18 protein-coding genes are annotated in these 15,580 nt (G+C 70.2%); 12 read left to right on the top strand and 6 right to left on the bottom strand.

All coding sequences use genetic code 11. The annotated features are described in order from the left end of the window. Positions 1-200: 200 nt before the first annotated feature. A complete protein-coding gene (locus RIC31_RS14450; protein WP_350108762.1) occupies positions 201-1,049 on the top strand; it encodes an alpha/beta fold hydrolase in 849 nt (282 codons plus the stop codon). Here RIC31_RS14450 and RIC31_RS14445 read toward each other — a convergent pair whose 3' ends face one another. Then, the gene (locus RIC31_RS14445) at positions 1,050-2,072 is read right to left on the bottom strand and encodes a zinc ABC transporter substrate-binding protein (RefSeq protein ID WP_350108759.1); all 1,023 of its coding nucleotides are present in this window, start codon (positions 2,070-2,072) and stop codon (positions 1,050-1,052) included. A 77-nt stretch (positions 2,073-2,149) separates the two neighbouring features. Here RIC31_RS14445 and RIC31_RS14440 point away from each other — a divergent pair, with 77 nt between their 5' ends. Beyond that, entirely contained in the window at positions 2,150-2,962 is an 813-nt protein-coding gene (locus tag RIC31_RS14440; protein ID WP_350108756.1) for an ATP-binding cassette domain-containing protein, read from the top strand. 6 nt (positions 2,963-2,968) lie between these two features. Further along, positions 2,969-3,757, top strand: coding sequence for a metal ABC transporter permease (locus RIC31_RS14435; protein WP_350108753.1), 789 nt, complete (start codon positions 2,969-2,971; stop codon positions 3,755-3,757). 58 nt (positions 3,758-3,815) lie between these two features. Here RIC31_RS14435 and RIC31_RS14430 read toward each other — a convergent pair whose 3' ends face one another. Next, complete coding sequence (locus RIC31_RS14430; protein WP_350108750.1) at positions 3,816-5,822, bottom strand: PhoX family protein; 2,007 nt, start codon at positions 5,820-5,822, stop codon at positions 3,816-3,818. Positions 5,823-6,015: 193 nt separating this feature from the next. Here RIC31_RS14430 and RIC31_RS14425 point away from each other — a divergent pair, with 193 nt between their 5' ends. The 4 genes from RIC31_RS14425 to RIC31_RS14410 all read left to right on the top strand — a co-directional run bounded on the left by RIC31_RS14425 (position 6,016) and on the right by RIC31_RS14410 (position 9,225). Continuing rightward, positions 6,016-7,083: an isocitrate/isopropylmalate dehydrogenase family protein gene (locus tag RIC31_RS14425; protein WP_350108747.1), complete on the top strand. Its 1,068-nt coding sequence runs from the start codon at positions 6,016-6,018 to the stop codon at positions 7,081-7,083. Further along, the gene (locus tag RIC31_RS14420) at positions 7,080-7,829 is read left to right on the top strand and encodes an enoyl-CoA hydratase/isomerase family protein (protein ID WP_350108744.1); all 750 of its coding nucleotides are present in this window, start codon (positions 7,080-7,082) and stop codon (positions 7,827-7,829) included. Before RIC31_RS14425 ends, RIC31_RS14420 begins: the two co-directional genes overlap by 4 nt. Further along, positions 7,826-8,659 (top strand): aldo/keto reductase, encoded by an 834-nt coding sequence (locus RIC31_RS14415; protein WP_350108741.1) that lies wholly within the window; start codon positions 7,826-7,828, stop codon positions 8,657-8,659. The genes RIC31_RS14420 and RIC31_RS14415 overlap by 4 nt, the downstream gene beginning before the upstream one ends. Before the next feature lie 77 nt (positions 8,660-8,736). Continuing rightward, entirely contained in the window at positions 8,737-9,225 is a 489-nt protein-coding gene (locus RIC31_RS14410; RefSeq protein WP_350108738.1) for a thermonuclease family protein, read from the top strand. Between the two features lie 7 nt (positions 9,226-9,232). On the opposite strand, the gene RIC31_RS14405 is transcribed toward RIC31_RS14410, so the two are convergent. Continuing rightward, entirely contained in the window at positions 9,233-9,724 is a 492-nt protein-coding gene (locus RIC31_RS14405) for a tetratricopeptide repeat protein (protein WP_350108735.1), read from the bottom strand. Between the two features lie 153 nt (positions 9,725-9,877). Then, a complete protein-coding gene (locus RIC31_RS14400; protein ID WP_350108732.1) occupies positions 9,878-10,306 on the bottom strand; it encodes a hypothetical protein in 429 nt (142 codons plus the stop codon). A gap of 210 nt (positions 10,307-10,516) precedes the next feature. Here RIC31_RS14400 and RIC31_RS14395 point away from each other — a divergent pair, with 210 nt between their 5' ends. The 5 genes from RIC31_RS14395 (at position 10,517) to RIC31_RS14375 (ending at position 14,385) form a co-directional block, all read left to right on the top strand. Further along, a complete protein-coding gene (locus RIC31_RS14395) occupies positions 10,517-10,831 on the top strand; it encodes a hypothetical protein (RefSeq protein ID WP_350108729.1) in 315 nt (104 codons plus the stop codon). Positions 10,832-11,057: 226 nt separating this feature from the next. Next, positions 11,058-11,948, top strand: a complete 891-nt coding sequence (locus RIC31_RS14390) for a DUF3179 domain-containing protein (RefSeq protein WP_350108726.1) — start codon at positions 11,058-11,060, stop codon at positions 11,946-11,948. Between the two features lie 100 nt (positions 11,949-12,048). Then, complete coding sequence (locus tag RIC31_RS14385) at positions 12,049-12,420, top strand: hypothetical protein (RefSeq protein WP_350108723.1); 372 nt, start codon at positions 12,049-12,051, stop codon at positions 12,418-12,420. An 88-nt stretch (positions 12,421-12,508) separates the two neighbouring features. Further along, complete coding sequence (locus RIC31_RS14380; protein ID WP_350108720.1) at positions 12,509-13,867, top strand: NAD(P)/FAD-dependent oxidoreductase; 1,359 nt, start codon at positions 12,509-12,511, stop codon at positions 13,865-13,867. A 167-nt stretch (positions 13,868-14,034) separates the two neighbouring features. Next, complete coding sequence (locus tag RIC31_RS14375; RefSeq protein ID WP_350108716.1) at positions 14,035-14,385, top strand: DUF6481 family protein; 351 nt, start codon at positions 14,035-14,037, stop codon at positions 14,383-14,385. 40 nt (positions 14,386-14,425) lie between these two features. Here RIC31_RS14375 and RIC31_RS14370 read toward each other — a convergent pair whose 3' ends face one another. Both RIC31_RS14370 and RIC31_RS14365 read right to left on the bottom strand, forming a co-directional pair. Next, a complete protein-coding gene (locus tag RIC31_RS14370; protein WP_350108713.1) occupies positions 14,426-15,022 on the bottom strand; it encodes a thiamine pyrophosphate-dependent enzyme in 597 nt (198 codons plus the stop codon). Next, a complete protein-coding gene (locus RIC31_RS14365; protein WP_350108710.1) occupies positions 15,019-15,558 on the bottom strand; it encodes a thiamine pyrophosphate-binding protein in 540 nt (179 codons plus the stop codon). The genes RIC31_RS14370 and RIC31_RS14365 overlap by 4 nt, the downstream gene beginning before the upstream one ends. Positions 15,559-15,580 lie beyond the last annotated feature (22 nt).

Below are 15,580 nucleotides of genomic sequence, written 5' to 3'. Positions count from 1 at the left end.
CGTCGCGGCCGGATCCACGAAAGGCCCGGCCGCCTTGCCGATGAGATGATAGGTGCCGTCGTTATCGGCAATATTGTCGATTTGGCTTTGTTTGATGCTGTTGTGTCACCAATACTGACGGCCCTGCTGCCGGCCTGCGTTGACATGCGACCGTCTGCGTTGTGTCCTGCCGCCTCCCTTCGACCCGATTCCGAGCAGCGATGACCCAGACCAGCGACCCGGCGGCCGTGCTTGCCGCGTTCGAAGCCCGCGCCCTCCGGGTCACCACCCCTTGCGGCGACGGCGCCATGGTCTGGCGGGTCTGGGGCGTGGGGGCACCGGTCGTGCTGCTGCACGGCGGCTTCGGATCCTGGAACCACTGGATCCGGAACATCGACGCGCTGGCGGCGCAATACCGGGTGATCGCCGCCGACATGCCGGGCCAGGGCGACAGCGACGACCCGCCGCATCCCTATGACGCGGAGAGCCTGGCCGACATCGTCGCCGAGGGCGTGAGTCGCGTGACCCACGAGGGCGAGCGGGTGCGGCTGGTCTGCTTCTCGTTCGGCGCGGTGGTCGGCAGCCTGGTGGCGGCCCGGCTCGGCGACCGGGTGGTCAGCTTCACCGCCGTCGGCGCCGCCGGCTTCGGCGCGCGCGGCCGGGTGACCCAGGACATGACCCGCATCACCCCGGAGATGAGCCCGGCCGAGCAGGACGCCGCCTATCGGCACAACCTCGGCCTGCTGATGGTGGCCGACCCGGCCCATGTCGACGACCTCGCGATGCTGATCCAGCGCCGCAACACCGAGCGCAACCGGATCCGCTCGAGGCCGATCTCGGTGACCGACAAGCTGTCGGTGACCCTGCCGTCGATCCGGGCCCGCATCGACCTGATCTGGGGCGACCGGGACGTCACGGCGATCGGCTACTTCGAGCCGCGCCACGCCCTGCTGCGGTCGATCCAGCCGGATGCCCGGATCGCCATGCTCGACGGCGTCGGCCACTGGGTCCAGTACGAGGATCCGGAACGCTTCAACGCGACCCTGCTGGAGTTCCTTGCGGCCGGCTGATCAGCCGGCCGGGGTCAGGCAGGCGACGATACCGGTGGCCAGGGCCCGCATCAGCCGGGGATAGTCGTCGGGCGAGATCCCGGTTCCGGCACCCAGCGGGTCGAGCACGCCGATGCGGATGCCGGTGTCGGCGCCGAGGCTGTCCAGCACCCGCGGGGCGAACTGCGGTTCGCGGAACGCGCAGACCGCGCCGCGCTCGCGGATCTCTTCGCGCAGGCGGGCCAGCCGCTTGGCGCCTGGGGCGCGCTCCGCCGCGATCGTGACGGCGCCGAGCGGCTTCAGCCCGTAGCGGGTCTCCAGGTACTGATAGGCGTCGTGGAACACCACGTAGGGCCGATCGCGAAGCGGCGCGAGGGCAACCGCAAGCTCGCGGTCGAGGGCGGCCAGGGCGGCCTTCGCGGCCTGTGCGTTGGCGCGATAGGTCGCAGCACGGTCCGGGTCCCGCTCGGCCAGCGCGGTCGCGATCCGCTCGACGATCACGCTGGCGTTGCGGGGATCGAGCCAGAGATGGGCGTCGATATTCCCGTGGTCGCTTGCTTCGGCCTTGCCGTGTTCCTTGTCGTGTCCATGGTTGTGGCCGTGGCCCTCGGTCTTGCCGTGTTCCTTGTGGTCCCCATGGCCGTGCTCGTCGTGCCCTGCCTCCCAGACCCCGCCGGTCCGGGTCGGGAGCAGGACCAGCCCGTCGGTTTCCATCAGTTCGACCACGGTGCCCTTGGGCGCGAGGGTCTCCAGCGGCTCCTCGAGGAATGCCTCCAGGGCCTCGCCGACCCAGAGCACCAGATCGGCTGAGGCGAGCGCGCGGGCCTCGGAGGGGCGCAGTGCGTAGGCGTGCGGCGAGGCGCCGGCCGGCAGCAGCACGGTCGGGGCGCCGACGTCGCGCATCACCGCGGCGGCCAGGCTGCCGATCGGCGCGATCGAGGCGACGACCCTGGGCGGCTCCGCGGCCCTTGCCGGACCGGTGCCGAGGACGGCGGCGGCGAACAACGCGACCGCAAAGATTGGGGCTTGTGACAACTGCTGCATGGCACTATCCACGGTGTCGGAATGGAGTTATGTAATAGTATAACGTTGCGTTTTGCAACTACCTTCAGGGCATGGTGATGATGCAGAGCCTGCCGGCGGATGCGCCGGGTGACCTCCTGCTGCAGGCCGTCGGTCTCGCCGTCCGGCTCGGCGGCCGCGATATCCTGCACGGCATCGATCTGACGCTGCGGCGCGGCGAAATCGTCACGGTGATCGGCCCGAACGGCGGCGGCAAGTCGACCCTGCTGCGCGCCGTGCTCGGGCTGGTCGAGCCGAGTGCGGGCCGGGCCCGGCTCGCCGACCGGGTGACCGTGGGCTACGTGCCGCAGCGCTTTCCCCTGGACCGGGTGCTGCCGATGACGGTCGGCCGGCTGATGCGCCTGACCGCCCGGCCCGACCGGGCAGCGGTCGAGCGGGCGCTGGCCGAGACCGGCACCGCGCATCTGGTCGACGCCTCGGTTCACGCCCTGTCCGGCGGCGAGCTGCAGCGCGTGCTGCTGGCGCGGGCGCTGGTGCGGGAGCCGGACATCCTGGCGCTCGACGAACCGGTGCAGGCGGTCGACTACGCCGGCGAAGCGGCGATGTATGAACTGATCGCCGGCATCCGCGACCGCCGTGGCTGCGGCGTGCTGATGGTCAGCCACGACCTGCACCTGGTGATGGCGGCGACCGACCGGGTGTTGTGCATCAACGGCCATGTCTGCTGCACCGGCACGCCGCACGAGGTCTCCGGCAATGCCGAGTTCCGGCGGATGTTCGGTCCACAGGCCGGGGCCTTCGCGCTTTACCGCCACCGCCACGATCACGACCACGACCTGTCGGGCGAGCCGGTGGCGGCCGGTGAAGGCGATCCCCACCACCATCATCACCACCATCATCATCACGGCTGAGGCGGCATGGTCGACGATTTCCTGGTGCGGGCGCTGGTCGCCGGGCTCGGCGTGGCGGTGGTTGCCGGACCGCTCGGATGTTTCGTGGTCTGGCGGCGCATGGCCTATGTCGGCGACACCATGGCGCACGCCTCGCTGCTCGGCGTCGCCCTCGGCCTGGTCCTCGGTCTCGACCCCGGCCTGGGGGTGCTGATGGTGGCGGTGGCGGTGGCGCTGCTGCTGGCGGCGCTGCAGGGCCAGCGCCTGCTCGGCAGCGACACGCTGCTGGGCATCCTGGCGCATGGCGCGCTGTCGATCGGGCTGGTCGCGATCGCCTTCATGGAGACCGTGCGGCTCGACCTGATGGCCTACCTGTTCGGCGACATCCTGGCGGTGTCGGGGCGCGACCTGTTGTGGATATGGGGCGGTGCCGCGGCGGTCCTGGCCGGGCTCGCGGCAGTATGGCGGCCACTGCTGGCGGTCACGGTCGACCCGGACCTGGCCCGGGTCGAGGGGGCGGCGCCACCCTGGGTGCATGTGGTGTTCGCGCTGCTGATTGCCGCCACCATTGCGCTCGCCTTGAAGATCGTCGGCGTGCTGCTGATCACCGCTCTGCTGATCATCCCGGCCGCAGCCGCCCGGCGCGGCGCCCGCTCGCCGGAGGGCATGGCACTGGCGGCGGCCGGCATCGGCGCGCTGGCGGTGGTCGGCGGCCTGCTGCTGTCGATCGGCTTCGACACCCCGTCCGGACCCTCGGTGGTGGTGGCCGCACTGGTGATGTTCGTGGGATCGCTGGCACTGCCGGCCCGGGGATAGGGCGCGGGGCGGCCCGGAGGCCACCCCGCCGTTCGCGTCGGACAATCGGCCGGATCGCTCAGACCGCGATCTTGCCGCCGCCCTTCCTGGTGATCATCACCACCGACGGGCGCGGCGGCAGCTTCGGATCGAAGTCCGGCCAGCGCGTCGCCGGGTCGTCGTAGGTCGACTCGCGGCCGAACGGTGCCCAGTCCTTGGTGCCGTCGGACGCCACGTGCTGGACCGCGACGAACAGGGTCTCGGTGTCGTCGGTGAAGCACGGCCCGCACATTTCGGCACCGACCGGGACCCGGAAGAACATCTTGCCGGTGCCGCGGCCCTCGCCCTCGGTCTCCAGCGCCCACACCCCGTCGGCGGTGCCGGACGCCTTCTTCCAGCCGCTGCCCTGGTCGGTGGTCACCCACAGCCGGCCCTCGGCGTCGATCGTGCAGTTGTCCGGGCAGGCGAACCAGCCGTTTTCGGTGGTCGCCGGGTTCCACATCGCCTTGACCTCGGGGTCGGCCGGGTTGCCGGCCTGCACCACCAGGTCCCAGCTGCCCGTGGTCGCTGCGTGGTCGCCGTCCGCCGGGGTGATCTCCAGCACCTGGCCCCACAGGTTCTCGGCACGCGGGTTCGGGCCGTCGACTGCGTCGGCCTTGCGCTTGGAGTTGTTGGTCAGCATCACGTAGACCTTGTTGGTCACCGGATTCGGATCAACGTCCTCAGGGCGGTCCATCGGGGTGGCGCCGAGCTTGTCGGCGGCAAGCCGGGTGTCGATCAGCACGTCGGCCTGGCTCTCGAAGCCGTTGTCCGCGGTCAGCGGGCCCTGGCCGTGCACCAGCGGCATCCACGCCACCCCGCCGTCGGCGTCGAACCTGGCGACATAGAGCGTGCCGTCATCCAGCAGGTCCATGTTCGCGGCCCGGTCGTTCGGGTTGTAGGTGCCGTTGGTGACGAACTTGTAGACGTAGTCGAAGCGCTCGTCGTCGCCGGAGTAGATCACCACCCGGCCGTCCTTGTTCACGATCGTCTCGGACCCTTCGTGCTTGAAGCGGCCCATCGCCGTGCGCTTCTTCGGGGTCGAGGCCGGGTCCATGATGTCGACCTCGACCACCCAGCCATGGCGAAACACCTCGTTCGGCTCCTTGGCGATGTCGAAGCGCGCGTCCAGCCGGCCCCAGCTGTACCAGCCGCCCGGGATGCCGTAGCGCTTCAGGCTCGCGGCATGGGGATGCGCCGCAGCGGCTTCCTTGCCGCCCCAGAAGTAGCCGTTGAAGTTCTCCTCGGCCATCAGGTAGGTGCCCCAGGGCGTCATGCCGCCGGCGCAGTTGTTGAGGGTGCCGAGCACCTTGGTGCCGGTGGCGTCGGCCGAGGTCTTCAGGCGGTCGTCGCCGGCGGCCGGGCCGGTCAGTGTCATCGGCGTCTTGGCGGTGATCCGGCGGTTCAGCTTGCCGCCGGTGTCGACCGCCCACTTGCCGTCCCGCCTGGCGATCTCGACGATCGTGCCGCCATGGGCCGCCATCTCGACGGCGACGAACTCCGGCGTCATGTCGGCGAAGTCCTTCTTGTCCTGCCGGCCGAGGCCCGGGAACATCAGCTCCTCGTTGGTGTACTCGTGGTTCACGCAGAGCACGGCGCGGTCGGCGGACAGCCGGTGGAAGCCGACGAAGTCGTTGTTGTAGCCGAACTGCCTCAGCTGCGCGGCCTCGGTCTGGGCGGCCGGGTCGAAGGCCGGGGCGTCGGCGAACAGCGGGTCGCCCCAGCGCAGCAGGACGTCGGCATCGTAGCCGGTCGCGACGTGATGGGTCTCGTCGACACCGTGGCTGATCTCGTCGAAGACGTATCGGCCCTTCGCCGCGGCCGCGGCCTTCGGCGCGCCGAAGAGGCCGGCAGTCCCGCCGGCCGCGGCCAGGGCGCCGGCGACCAGCGCGCCGCGCAGGATGTCCCGGCGACCGAGGCGGCGGGCGACCAGGTCGCCGATGGTCTCGGTGTCGCTCGGGTTGCTGCCGACATCGTCGGCTGCTTCCATGGCGGCGGCGCGGTTGTCGAATTCGTCGAGCTGATGCTGCATGTCGAGGCGTTGCATGGCAGTCTCTCCCTGATCACGGCGCGGGGTGTCAGGCCGCAGTCATCGGGGCGGTCCCGGCTTCCGTGCGGCCTGATGCGCTGGAGCCTGCAATACCGGGATGCCATGTCGGTCCGGTTGCCGTTGTGTTACGTCGGCTTGAAATCGCGCTGGGCCGGCTGCCGCCGACGATGCCGCGCGCAGGGGAGGAAGAATGAAGCTGCTGCTGCTGCCGGGCGATGGAATCGGGCCCGAGATCGCCGACGCGGTGGAGAGCGTGCTCGAAGCCCTGGAACGGGTGCATCCGATCGGCCTCTCTGTCGAGCGGGGCGTCATCGGGATGGAGGCGCTGCGCACCGACGGGATCACCGTCAGCGAGGCCACCTTCGGCCGGGCGACCGCCGCCGACGGCGTGATCCTGGGGCCGGTGTCGACCGCCGACTACCCGCCGCCGGCCCAGGGCGGCCTCAATCCATCCGCCGAGTTCCGCCGCCGCCTCGACCTGTATGCCAATATCCGGCCGTCGCGTACCCGCGCCGGGGTACCGTCGCTGGCGCCGACCATGGACCTGGTGATCGTGCGCGAGAATACCGAGGGGTTCTACGCCGACCGGACCATGCATCTGGGCCCCGGCGAGTTCATGCCGACTCCGGACCTGGCGATCGCCATGCGCAAGATCACCCGCCAGGGCTCCGAGCGCATCGGCCGGGCCGCCGCCGCGCTGGCGGCCGGGCGGCGCGGCAAGCTGGCGATCGTGACCAAGAGCAACGTCCTGAAGGTCACCGACGGGCTGTTCCGCAACGCCGTGCAGGCGGCGGCGCGCGACCAGGCCGGGCTGGAGATCGAGGAGGTGCTGGTGGACGCCATGGCCTCGCTGCTGGTGCGCGAGCCGGAACGGTTCGACGTCGTCGTCACCTCCAACATGTTCGGCGACATCCTGTCGAACCTGGCGGCGGAACTGGCCGGCGGCCTCGGCGTCGCCGGTTCGTTGAACGCCGGCGACGTCTGCGCGATCGCCCAGGCCTCGCACGGCTCGGCACCGACCCTGGCCGGCCGCAACGTCGCCAACCCGGCGGCCCTGGTGCTGTCGACGGCAATGCTGATCGGCTGGTTGGGCCGGCGTGACGGCGACGAGGCGGCGGTCGACGCCGCCGTCCGGCTGGAGTCGGCGGTCGACGCTGCACTCGGCGTCGCGGCAGGTCGTACCACCGATCTCGGCGGCACTGCGACCACGCGGGAGGCGGCTACGGCGATCGCCACCGCACTCGGACGGCCTGCATGACCGCTCCGGTCGAAACCCGGACGGCCTGCGGGATCGTCCAGTTGACCCTGTCGCGGCCGGAGCGCGGGAACGCCCTCGGCCCGGATCTGGTCGAGGCCCTGCTGGACGGCATCGACCGGGCCGGCTCGGAGGGCGCCCGGCTGATCGTCCTGCGCGGCGCCGGCCGGCACTTCTGCACCGGCTTCGACCTGTCCGACCTGGACAGTCTCTCGGACGGCGACCTGCTGCTGCGGGTGGTGCGGATCGAGACCCTGCTGCAGGCCGTCCATCATGCGCCGGTGCCGACGGTCGCGATCGCGCATGGCGCCACCACCGGCGCCGGCGCCGACCTGCTGGCGGCCTGCCAGCATCGCTGGGCCCTGGCAGGCACCCGGTTCGCGTTCCCGGGTGCCGGCTTCGGGCTGGCGCTCGGCACGCGCCGGCTGGCCCTGCGGGTCGGTTCGGACGCGACCCGCGATCTCGTGGGCACCGGCCGCCGGATCGAGCTCGACGAGGCCTCGGCGCTGGGCCTGGTCTCGCGGGGCGTCGCGGCCGACGCGGTCGAGGCCGAACTGGACGCGCTGGCGGCGGCGCTCGCCGTCGACCGCGAGACGGTTGCCCGGATCAACACCCTGACGGTGCCGGACACCCGCGCGGCCGACATGGCCAATCTGGTCGCATCAGCGGCGCGGCCGGGGTTGAAGGCGCGGATCACCGCCTATGTGGCGGCGCTTCAGGCACGCAAGGCCGAAGGAGGAAGCCGATGAGAACCGTGACGTTGCCCGGCGGAGAGGCGGTGCCGGCCCTCGGCCTCGGAACCTGGCACATGGGCGAGCGCGGCGCCGACCGGGCGGCCGAGGCCGACGCCCTGCGCTGCGGCATCGATCTCGGCATGACCCTTGTCGACACCGCCGAGATGTATGCCAGCGGCGGTGCCGAGGAAGTGGTCGCCGATGCCGTCCGGGGACGCCGGGACCAGGTGTTCCTGGTCAGCAAGGTGCTGCCCTTCAACGCCAGCCGGAACGGAACGGTCGAGGCCTGCGAGGCCAGCCTGGCCCGGATGGAGGTCGAGGTCATCGACCTGTATCTCCTGCACTGGCCGGGCTCCTATCCGCTCGACGAGACCCTCGCCGCCTTCGACGAACTGCGGCGGGACGGCAAGATCCGGCACTGGGGCGTCAGCAATTTCGACACCGCGGAGATGCAGGACCTGTTCGGGCATGCCGGCGGCGACTTCTGCGCCACCGACCAGGTGCTGTACAACCTGGATCGCCGCGGCGTCGAGTTCGACCTCCTGCCGTGGTGCCGGGCCCGGTCGATGCCGGTGATGGCCTATTCGCCGCTCGAGCAGGGGCGGATCGCCGGCAACGACGCCCTCGCCGAGGTGGCGCGCCGGCACGGCTCGACCGAGATGCAGGTGGCGCTGGCCTGGGTGCTGGACCGCGAGGGGGTCATCGCGATCCCGAAGGCGGCGCGTCTGGATCACGTCCGCCAGAACCGCGCAGCACTGGACATCCGGCTGACCGCCGAGGACCGGGCCGCGCTGGATGCGGCGTTTCCGCCCCCGTCGGCCAAGCAACCGCTGGAAATTCTCTGAGCCGTCCGTTCCGGCCCGCGGGATTGACGCGGGCGCCCCGGCAATCCACAAAGGCCCGGGGGGATCGGAGAACAGTCATGCGGCCAGTGCGCGTGTTCGTCGCCGTATTCGTCTTAGCCGCCGGCATCTTGTCCGTCGCGCCGCCTGCCTCCGCCGAGGTCAAGGGACGGCCACGGGTCCTGTCCGGCGACATGCTGCAGATCGGCCGCGAGACCGTGCGGCTCTACGGCATCGACGCCCCCGAGCAGGACCAGTACTGCGAGAACGAATACGGCCGGCCGTTCGAATGCGGCATCCAGGCACTCGACGCCCTGACCGAGTTGGTCGGCCGACGCACGGTGACCTGCGTCGGCGACCGGCGCAACGACGAGGGCCATCTGCTGGCCGTGTGCTACGCCGGCGACATGAACCTCAACAGCCGCATGGTGCGCACCGGGTGGGCGGTGGCGCGGGCCGACGAGCAGCCGGACTTCGCGTCGATGGAACGGCTCGCCCGCGGCGAGCGGGCCGGCATCTGGTCCCTGAAGTTCGTGGACCCGGCGGAATGGCGTAAGCAGAATCCGTGAGCGTCGCTTACGGCTTGTAGAAGAACGCCCGCACCTTCGCCCGGACCGACGGGTCGGTCGGATCGGCCGAAAGCGCGTCGACGTAGTTCGCGGCGGCGCGGTCGAGCATTCGGAGATTCTCCCAGGCGATCCCGCGTGCGAGGTGGATCTGCGCCGGACGCGGGAAGGACAGGGCCTCGGCGGCGTCGAAGTCGAGGATCGCTTCCGAGTATCGGGCGAGCTGCAGGCGGGCGGCGCCGCGGTTGAACAAGGCCAGGGCCCGCAGCAGGTCCGGGATCTCCGGAACCTCGACCACCTGGTCGAGCAGCCGGTCGGCGGCGGCGAACTCGCCATTCCCGTACCGGTCGACGGCGCGGTCGATCCGCCACTCGGCGAGTTCCATGGCGGTGAGCGGCTGGTTGATCGTCGGGTCGTCGCCCGGCGGGACCGACGAGCCGTGGGCCGCCGGCGGGCCACCGGCCAGCAATGCCGCGATTGCGGGAACCAGGATCCAGCGCATCCGACTCTCCCTATCAAGGCCGCGACCCGGCAATGGTCGCAGGGGGCGTCATGGGATTGTCACGATACGCGCACTACGTGCGCCTATTCAAATCAAAATGCGCACTTGGTGCGGCTTTTGGGTCGAGCGGGGGAACTCAGCGCCGGAAGCCGGTCAGCTGCATTTGAACGGGAACCAGTGCAGGGAGAATTCGACGGCGTCCCGGCGGTCCTTGAACCAGAATATCGGGCTCCTGGACTCCGGACGCTCGACCCGCCAGACGTCCCGGCATCTGGTCTCGCACCATGTCCGACGGCCGCCGAGGGTTCTGTCGAAGTTCACGCGCTCGGGCGGGAACCCGGACCCACGCGATTCCCAGCCCTCCGGAAACCGCACCGGGTGCCAGCCGGTCTCGACCTCGCCGAGTTCGCTGCTGACGTCGAGCACTTTGCCGGTGGCGCTGTCGACCGTCACCAGATTGCGCTCGGCCGGTGACAGCGCGTCGGTCATGGCGCTGAGCGCGATCTGCCGACGGGTCAGGCGCACCGCCAGCCACACCAGACCGCCCAACGCTGTCAGAACCCAGAATGTTCCCATCTGCATGCAAGCTATCGCCGAACCGATGGTCCGGCAACGGCGTGAAACGACCCGAAACCGGATTACACGGACTTTTCATTCGATTCATGCGTTGCCCATCGTAGCAATTTTTGGCCTCGTATTCGCCGATCGGGCTTGAACGAATCGGCCGAATCAACGATCTTACTTAAAGATTGGTACAAAAGGCGGCGTTTGTCCCGAGCGTGTGAGACGACCATGCTGGACGCGAAGATTGAGAAGAAGGCCTTGGAGATCCTCGCCGATGCGGTCGATCGTACGGTGGGGACGGGCTTCGTTCATGCCGCCGTCCTGAAGGCCGCGCAGACGCTGGCGGCGCATGACTACCGGCAGGCGGACAAGGCGTTCCGGATGCTGAACCCGCGCGAGACCCGCAAGGTCAAGTCGACGGCCATCGAGAGCGCCGAGCTGCTGCACCAGTTCGGCGAGTACAACGACGGGCTCAACGACATGGCGCCGGACCCGCGGCTTCGCGACATCCGGGCCCGTTCGACCAAGCTGGGCGCCGCCTGACTCCGGCGTTCCCGCCAACCAATCCGAGTACGACCGAATACTGCCGGGCGCTCGCGCGAGCGTGATCCAGACCGCCGGTGGGTGACCGGATCGTGAGTTCAAGCGATCGACGGGCTGGGTCACTGTCGCCTGTATGTGGTTTCCGCGAATCCTTCTCGCCGGCCTGGCTTTCGCCGCGGTCTCCGCCTGGGCGGTCTCTGTCCGGGCCGATCCCGTGCACCGGTGGATGCAGGCCTGGCCGAACACCGATTTCACCCGGTCGGCGGTGCCGCTGGCGGAGATCCGGCCGGGCGGACCCGATCGGGACGGCATTCCCTCCATCGACGACCCGCGTTTCGCGACGATCGCCGATGCCGGCGTGCCGGGGATCGAGCCGGTGGTGTCGGTGGCGGTCGGCGGCGAGGCACGAGCCTATCCGCTCCGCATCCTGATCTGGCACCAGATCGTCAACGACAGCGTCGCCGGGGTCCCGATCGTCGTCACCTACTGCCCGTTGTGCAACGCGGCGCTGGTGTTCGAGCGCCGGGTCGGCGGCGAGAGCGTCGAGTTCGGGTCGACCGGGCTGCTGCGCCACTCCGACCTCGTGATGTATGACCGCCGGACCGAGAGCTGGTGGCAGCAGTACGAGGGCAGGGCCATCGTCGGCCTCATGGCGGGCGTCCGGTTGCGGCAGCTTCCAGCCCGTCTGGAAGCGATGCAGCGGTTCGCGGAGCGGCACCCGGGAGGCCGGGTGCTGGTCCCCGCCGACGCCGACTCCCGGCCCTACGGGCGAAACCCGTATACCGGGTATGACAGCATGCCGACTCCGTATTCGTATGACGGCCCGCTGCCCGAAGGCCTGCCGCCGCTGGCCCGGGTGGTTGCGGTCGCGGGGCATGCCTGGAGCCTGGCGCTGGTGAAGGCGCGCGGCTCGATCAGAGTCGACGACATCGAGATCGAGTGGACGCCGGGCCAAAGCTCGGCGCTCGACGCCAAGCACATCGCCGAAGGCCGGGACGTCGGCAATGTCGTGGTGCGCCGACGCCACGGGGATGCGCTGATCGATATTCCCTACACGGTGGAATTCGCATTTGTATTCAAGGCCTTCAATCCGGACGAGGAAATCGTCGTCGAATAGCGGGGTGTTTTGCCCGGCAACTTTGCATTCTTCTGAAATTGTTTCTTGTGCCCCGGCGCCAGGGGCTTCTAGAGTCGGGCGAGGCGCAAAGGGGCAGACCATGGCGACGGTACCGGAAGCCAACCGGATCCTTTGGGAGGCGCTCGACGCCATCTACGCGACGCAGTGCGATGCGGCACAGGCGGCGAGACAGGCTGTCTCCAAACTGGCGACGGCGCATCCGGACCTGGTCCGCGACCCGCTGGCGCGCGAGGCTTTGCGCGCCGCGGTTGAGCGTCAGGACGGCATTGTCAGATACGCCCAGAGCCAGATGGCGCTGGCCGAGACCATGCGGGCGCACTGGGCGCAGCGGGTGGTTACCGACACGGTCGGTCCGGACACCGACCTGGTTCCGCTGGTCCGACGCAGCAATCCGTTCCTGGCCAACGCGGTGACGCCGCGCTCCAAGGCGCCGGTACCCGTCGGCGATTGACTGCCGGCGGATCGGTGCCCGAAACCGGCTGTCGGTCGCGGACGGCGCGCATTAAACTCCGGCGTCCGAAACTCCCGCCGAGCCCACAATGAGCCAGCCCGTCCATTCCGGCTACCGCCCGACCCTCTGGGAGCGGCTCGCCGCTGCGCCGCATCCCTCGGTCAGCTTCGAGTCATCGTTCTGGCATGCGACGGCCCCGGCCGGACCGCAGACCCGACGCCTTGAGGGCGAGGTTCGGGGCAAGCTGGCGGTCATCGGTGGCGGGTATCTCGGGTTCTCGACGGCCCTGCATCTCGCCGAGGCCGGGCATGAGGTGACGGTGCTGGAGGCCGACGAGCCCGGCTTCGGGGCCTCCGGTCGCAACACCGGGTTCGCGGTGCCCAACCTGCTGACCGGGCTCGACCCGCGCGACGTGAAGGCGACTTTCGGGGACGAGCGTGGAACCCTGCTGTGCCGGATGCTCGGCGAGGGCGGGGATCTGGTGTTCGAGCTGATCCGCCGCCACGAAATCGACTGCGAGGCGCGGCAGACCGGCTGGATGCAGCCGCTCCACACGCCGGCGAAGGCGGCCTGGCTCGACGACAGGATCGAACAGTGGAAGGCGCTCGGCCGGCCGGTGCAGCGGCTGTCGCGCGACGAGGCGGTGTACGAGACGGGGTCCGACCAGTATCACGGCGCCTTTCTCGACCCGACCGGGGGGCACCTCAATCCGCTCGGCTACGTCCGTGGGCTGGCGCATGCCGCGATCCGGCACGGGGCGACGGTGTTCAGCGACAGCCGGGCGCGCCGGCTGGAGCGGGTCGGCGACGTCTGGCGGATCGAGACCGAGCACGGCGTGCTGATCGCCGACCGGGTGCTGCTGACCACCAACGCCACCGGCGGCGGGCTGTCCCCGGCCGCCGAAGGGACGCAGTTCCCGATCACCCTGTTCCAGGTCGCCACCAAGCCGCTGGACCCCGAACTGCGCAAGTCGGTACTGCCGAACGACCGCTGCTCGGCCGATACCCGCAAGGACCTGATCGCCTTCCGCTGGACCTGGGACAACCGGCTGGTGACCGGCGGACTGCTCGCCAATCCCCTCGGATCGGCCGAACGCGGCCGTACCCATCACATCGGCCGGCTGCAGCGGTTGCTGCCGCAGCTGCCGCCGCTGCGGGTCGCCTATGCCTGGCAAGGCCGGCTGGCGGCGGCCCGCGACTTCATGCCGCGGCTGATGGAACTCGGGCCGAACGCCTGGTCGGCGATCGCCTGCAACGGTCGGGGCATGGCAATGACCACCGCGCTCGGCCGGCAGGTCGCGCTGTGGCTCGGCGGCGGCTCCAACGAAGGCCTGCCGGTGCCGGTGACCCGCCCGGATCCGGTGCTGCTGCCGGGGCTGGCCTCGCTGGCGTTCTCGCTGTGGCTGCCGATGAACCGCTGGAAGGACGCCCAGGACCTGAAGGGCTGAGCGACGCGTCCGGGCAGCAATCGCTGACGACGAACTGGCCGGTTTGGGACAGTTCGTGCTACAACGCCTCCGTGAGCCTCCCGTGCTCCAGCGGTTGCGCCAGCGGGCCACCTCCGTGACCCGCTGGAAACATGTGCGCGCCGTCCCTCTTACAGATTGGACGCAGATTGAAGCACGCCTACAAGGACGACAGTTTCACCGCGCGCCTGAGCAGCGCTGCCGGTGCGAAGCAAGCCGCTCTCGGCCGGGTCCGCGCGATCGCGCAGCCTGGCGACCCGGCTTTCGAGGAACGTCAGCGGGAACGGCAGGCCATCGCCGCCGCCCGTGAGGCCCGTCAGGCCGAGCGCAAGGCTGCGCGGGCGGCCGAGGCCGAGCGCAAGGCCGCCGAGCGGATCGCCAAGGAGGCGGAGAAGCTGGCTGCGGAGCAGGAGCGTGTGCTCGCGCTCGAGGCCGAGAAGATCCAGCAGAAGGCCGCGCGCGACGCCCGCTATGCCGCGCGTAAGGCCCGCCAGCGGTAACGGCTCTGCCGACCGCCAACGATGACCGGGGACGCTGCCGCTACGGCAGCGTCGCCGCCTTCTCTCCGAGCACGCCGATCCGGAACCGGGTCTTCACGTAGCCGCCGTCGCGCGGCGGGACCGCCATCGGCAGCGCCTCGTCGACCACCTTGACGACGGCCATCACCGGCCCGGGCGTGCGCAGCAGCAGGTCGCCGAGCCCGGCGGCCTCGGCCGCGGTCCTGATCGTGACGGCCTTCGGGAAGCCGCAGGCCGCCGCGACCCCGGCGAGGTCGGTACCGAGCCCGGTCGCCGTCGGTTGCCGGCCGGTCTCCGTGTAGCGTTCGTTGTCGAGCACGCAGACCGCCAGGTTGGCCGGCCGGCGCGCCCCGATGGTGGTGAACGAGGTCAGCCCCATCAGCATCTCGCCGTCGCCGGTGATCACCACCACCCGCCGCTCGGGCTGGGCGATCGCCAGGCCGAGACCGATCATCGCGGCGTTGCCCATCGCACCCCAGAGATAGAAGTTCTCCGGCCGGTCGCCGAGCGAGGCGAGGTCCCAGGTGGCAGAACCCAGCCCGGTGACGAACAGGGTGTCGCCACGGTCGGCGAGCGCGGCCTTCAGAACCTCGCGCCGCTGCAAGACGATCCCGCTCATTGCCCGCCCTCCGTCTTGTCGGCGACCCAGACCTTGGAGCCGATCACCCGCTGCGACACCAGGACCGCGACCGCCTGGTCGGTGCTGAACGCCATCCGCAGGCCGGCCTCGATCATCGGGGCCACGTCGTCGGCGCTGTCGGCCTGGAACACCTTGACGCCGACCGCCTCCAGTACCGGCCTGACGGCCTGGCCCATCGGCACCTGCCAGGGATTTCCCTCGCCCCACTGGCCGCGCATGGTGACGACCGTGAACATCGGGAAATGCGCCGAGGCGATCAGCGAGGCGATCGCGTTGATGGTGTTGCCGACGCCGCTCGACTGCATCAGCACCGCCGCCTTCTGGCCGCCGAGCCAGGCGCCGGCGGCGAGGCCGATGCCTTCCTCCTCGGTGGCGCACATCACGGTCTCGATGGCGTTGTCCTCGCGGCAGCGCTCGATCAGCCTGGTCAGCCCGGCATCCGGCACATAGGCCACCTGCCGGACGCCGGCCGCCGTGAAGTGGCGGTGGGCGGCCACGCTCCAATGCTCGTCCATTTCCCGGGGCTCTCCGTGCCTC

This window comes from Thalassobaculum sp. (assembly GCF_040219615.1).
Taxonomy (GTDB): domain Bacteria; phylum Pseudomonadota; class Alphaproteobacteria; order Thalassobaculales; family Thalassobaculaceae; genus Thalassobaculum_A.
The sequence above is the reverse complement of the archived record's forward strand: the minus strand, read 5'-3'. Positions and strand labels throughout refer to the sequence as shown.

What these genes read in the sequence shown, in the direction of transcription:
- RIC31_RS14395 (WP_350108729.1), top strand. Translation starts at nt 10,517, where the DNA reads ATGCTGGACGCGAAGATTGAGAAGAAGGCCTTGGAGATCCTCGCCGAT.
- RIC31_RS14370 (WP_350108713.1), bottom strand. Translation starts at nt 15,022, where the DNA reads ATGAGCGGGATCGTCTTGCAGCGGCGCGAGGTTCTGAAGGCCGCGCTC.
- RIC31_RS14365 (WP_350108710.1), bottom strand. Translation starts at nt 15,558, where the DNA reads ATGGACGAGCATTGGAGCGTGGCCGCCCACCGCCACTTCACGGCGGCC.
- RIC31_RS14450 (WP_350108762.1), top strand. Translation starts at nt 201, where the DNA reads ATGACCCAGACCAGCGACCCGGCGGCCGTGCTTGCCGCGTTCGAAGCC.
- RIC31_RS14405 (WP_350108735.1), bottom strand. Translation starts at nt 9,724, where the DNA reads ATGCGCTGGATCCTGGTTCCCGCAATCGCGGCATTGCTGGCCGGTGGC.
- RIC31_RS14390 (WP_350108726.1), top strand. Translation starts at nt 11,058, where the DNA reads ATGCAGGCCTGGCCGAACACCGATTTCACCCGGTCGGCGGTGCCGCTG.
- RIC31_RS14440 (WP_350108756.1), top strand. Translation starts at nt 2,150, where the DNA reads ATGATGCAGAGCCTGCCGGCGGATGCGCCGGGTGACCTCCTGCTGCAG.
- RIC31_RS14430 (WP_350108750.1), bottom strand. Translation starts at nt 5,822, where the DNA reads ATGCAACGCCTCGACATGCAGCATCAGCTCGACGAATTCGACAACCGC.
- RIC31_RS14415 (WP_350108741.1), top strand. Translation starts at nt 7,826, where the DNA reads ATGAGAACCGTGACGTTGCCCGGCGGAGAGGCGGTGCCGGCCCTCGGC.
- RIC31_RS14400 (WP_350108732.1), bottom strand. Translation starts at nt 10,306, where the DNA reads ATGCAGATGGGAACATTCTGGGTTCTGACAGCGTTGGGCGGTCTGGTG.
- RIC31_RS14445 (WP_350108759.1), bottom strand. Translation starts at nt 2,072, where the DNA reads ATGCAGCAGTTGTCACAAGCCCCAATCTTTGCGGTCGCGTTGTTCGCC.
- RIC31_RS14435 (WP_350108753.1), top strand. Translation starts at nt 2,969, where the DNA reads ATGGTCGACGATTTCCTGGTGCGGGCGCTGGTCGCCGGGCTCGGCGTG.
- RIC31_RS14385 (WP_350108723.1), top strand. Translation starts at nt 12,049, where the DNA reads ATGGCGACGGTACCGGAAGCCAACCGGATCCTTTGGGAGGCGCTCGAC.
- RIC31_RS14380 (WP_350108720.1), top strand. Translation starts at nt 12,509, where the DNA reads ATGAGCCAGCCCGTCCATTCCGGCTACCGCCCGACCCTCTGGGAGCGG.
- RIC31_RS14425 (WP_350108747.1), top strand. Translation starts at nt 6,016, where the DNA reads ATGAAGCTGCTGCTGCTGCCGGGCGATGGAATCGGGCCCGAGATCGCC.
- RIC31_RS14410 (WP_350108738.1), top strand. Translation starts at nt 8,737, where the DNA reads ATGCGGCCAGTGCGCGTGTTCGTCGCCGTATTCGTCTTAGCCGCCGGC.
- RIC31_RS14420 (WP_350108744.1), top strand. Translation starts at nt 7,080, where the DNA reads ATGACCGCTCCGGTCGAAACCCGGACGGCCTGCGGGATCGTCCAGTTG.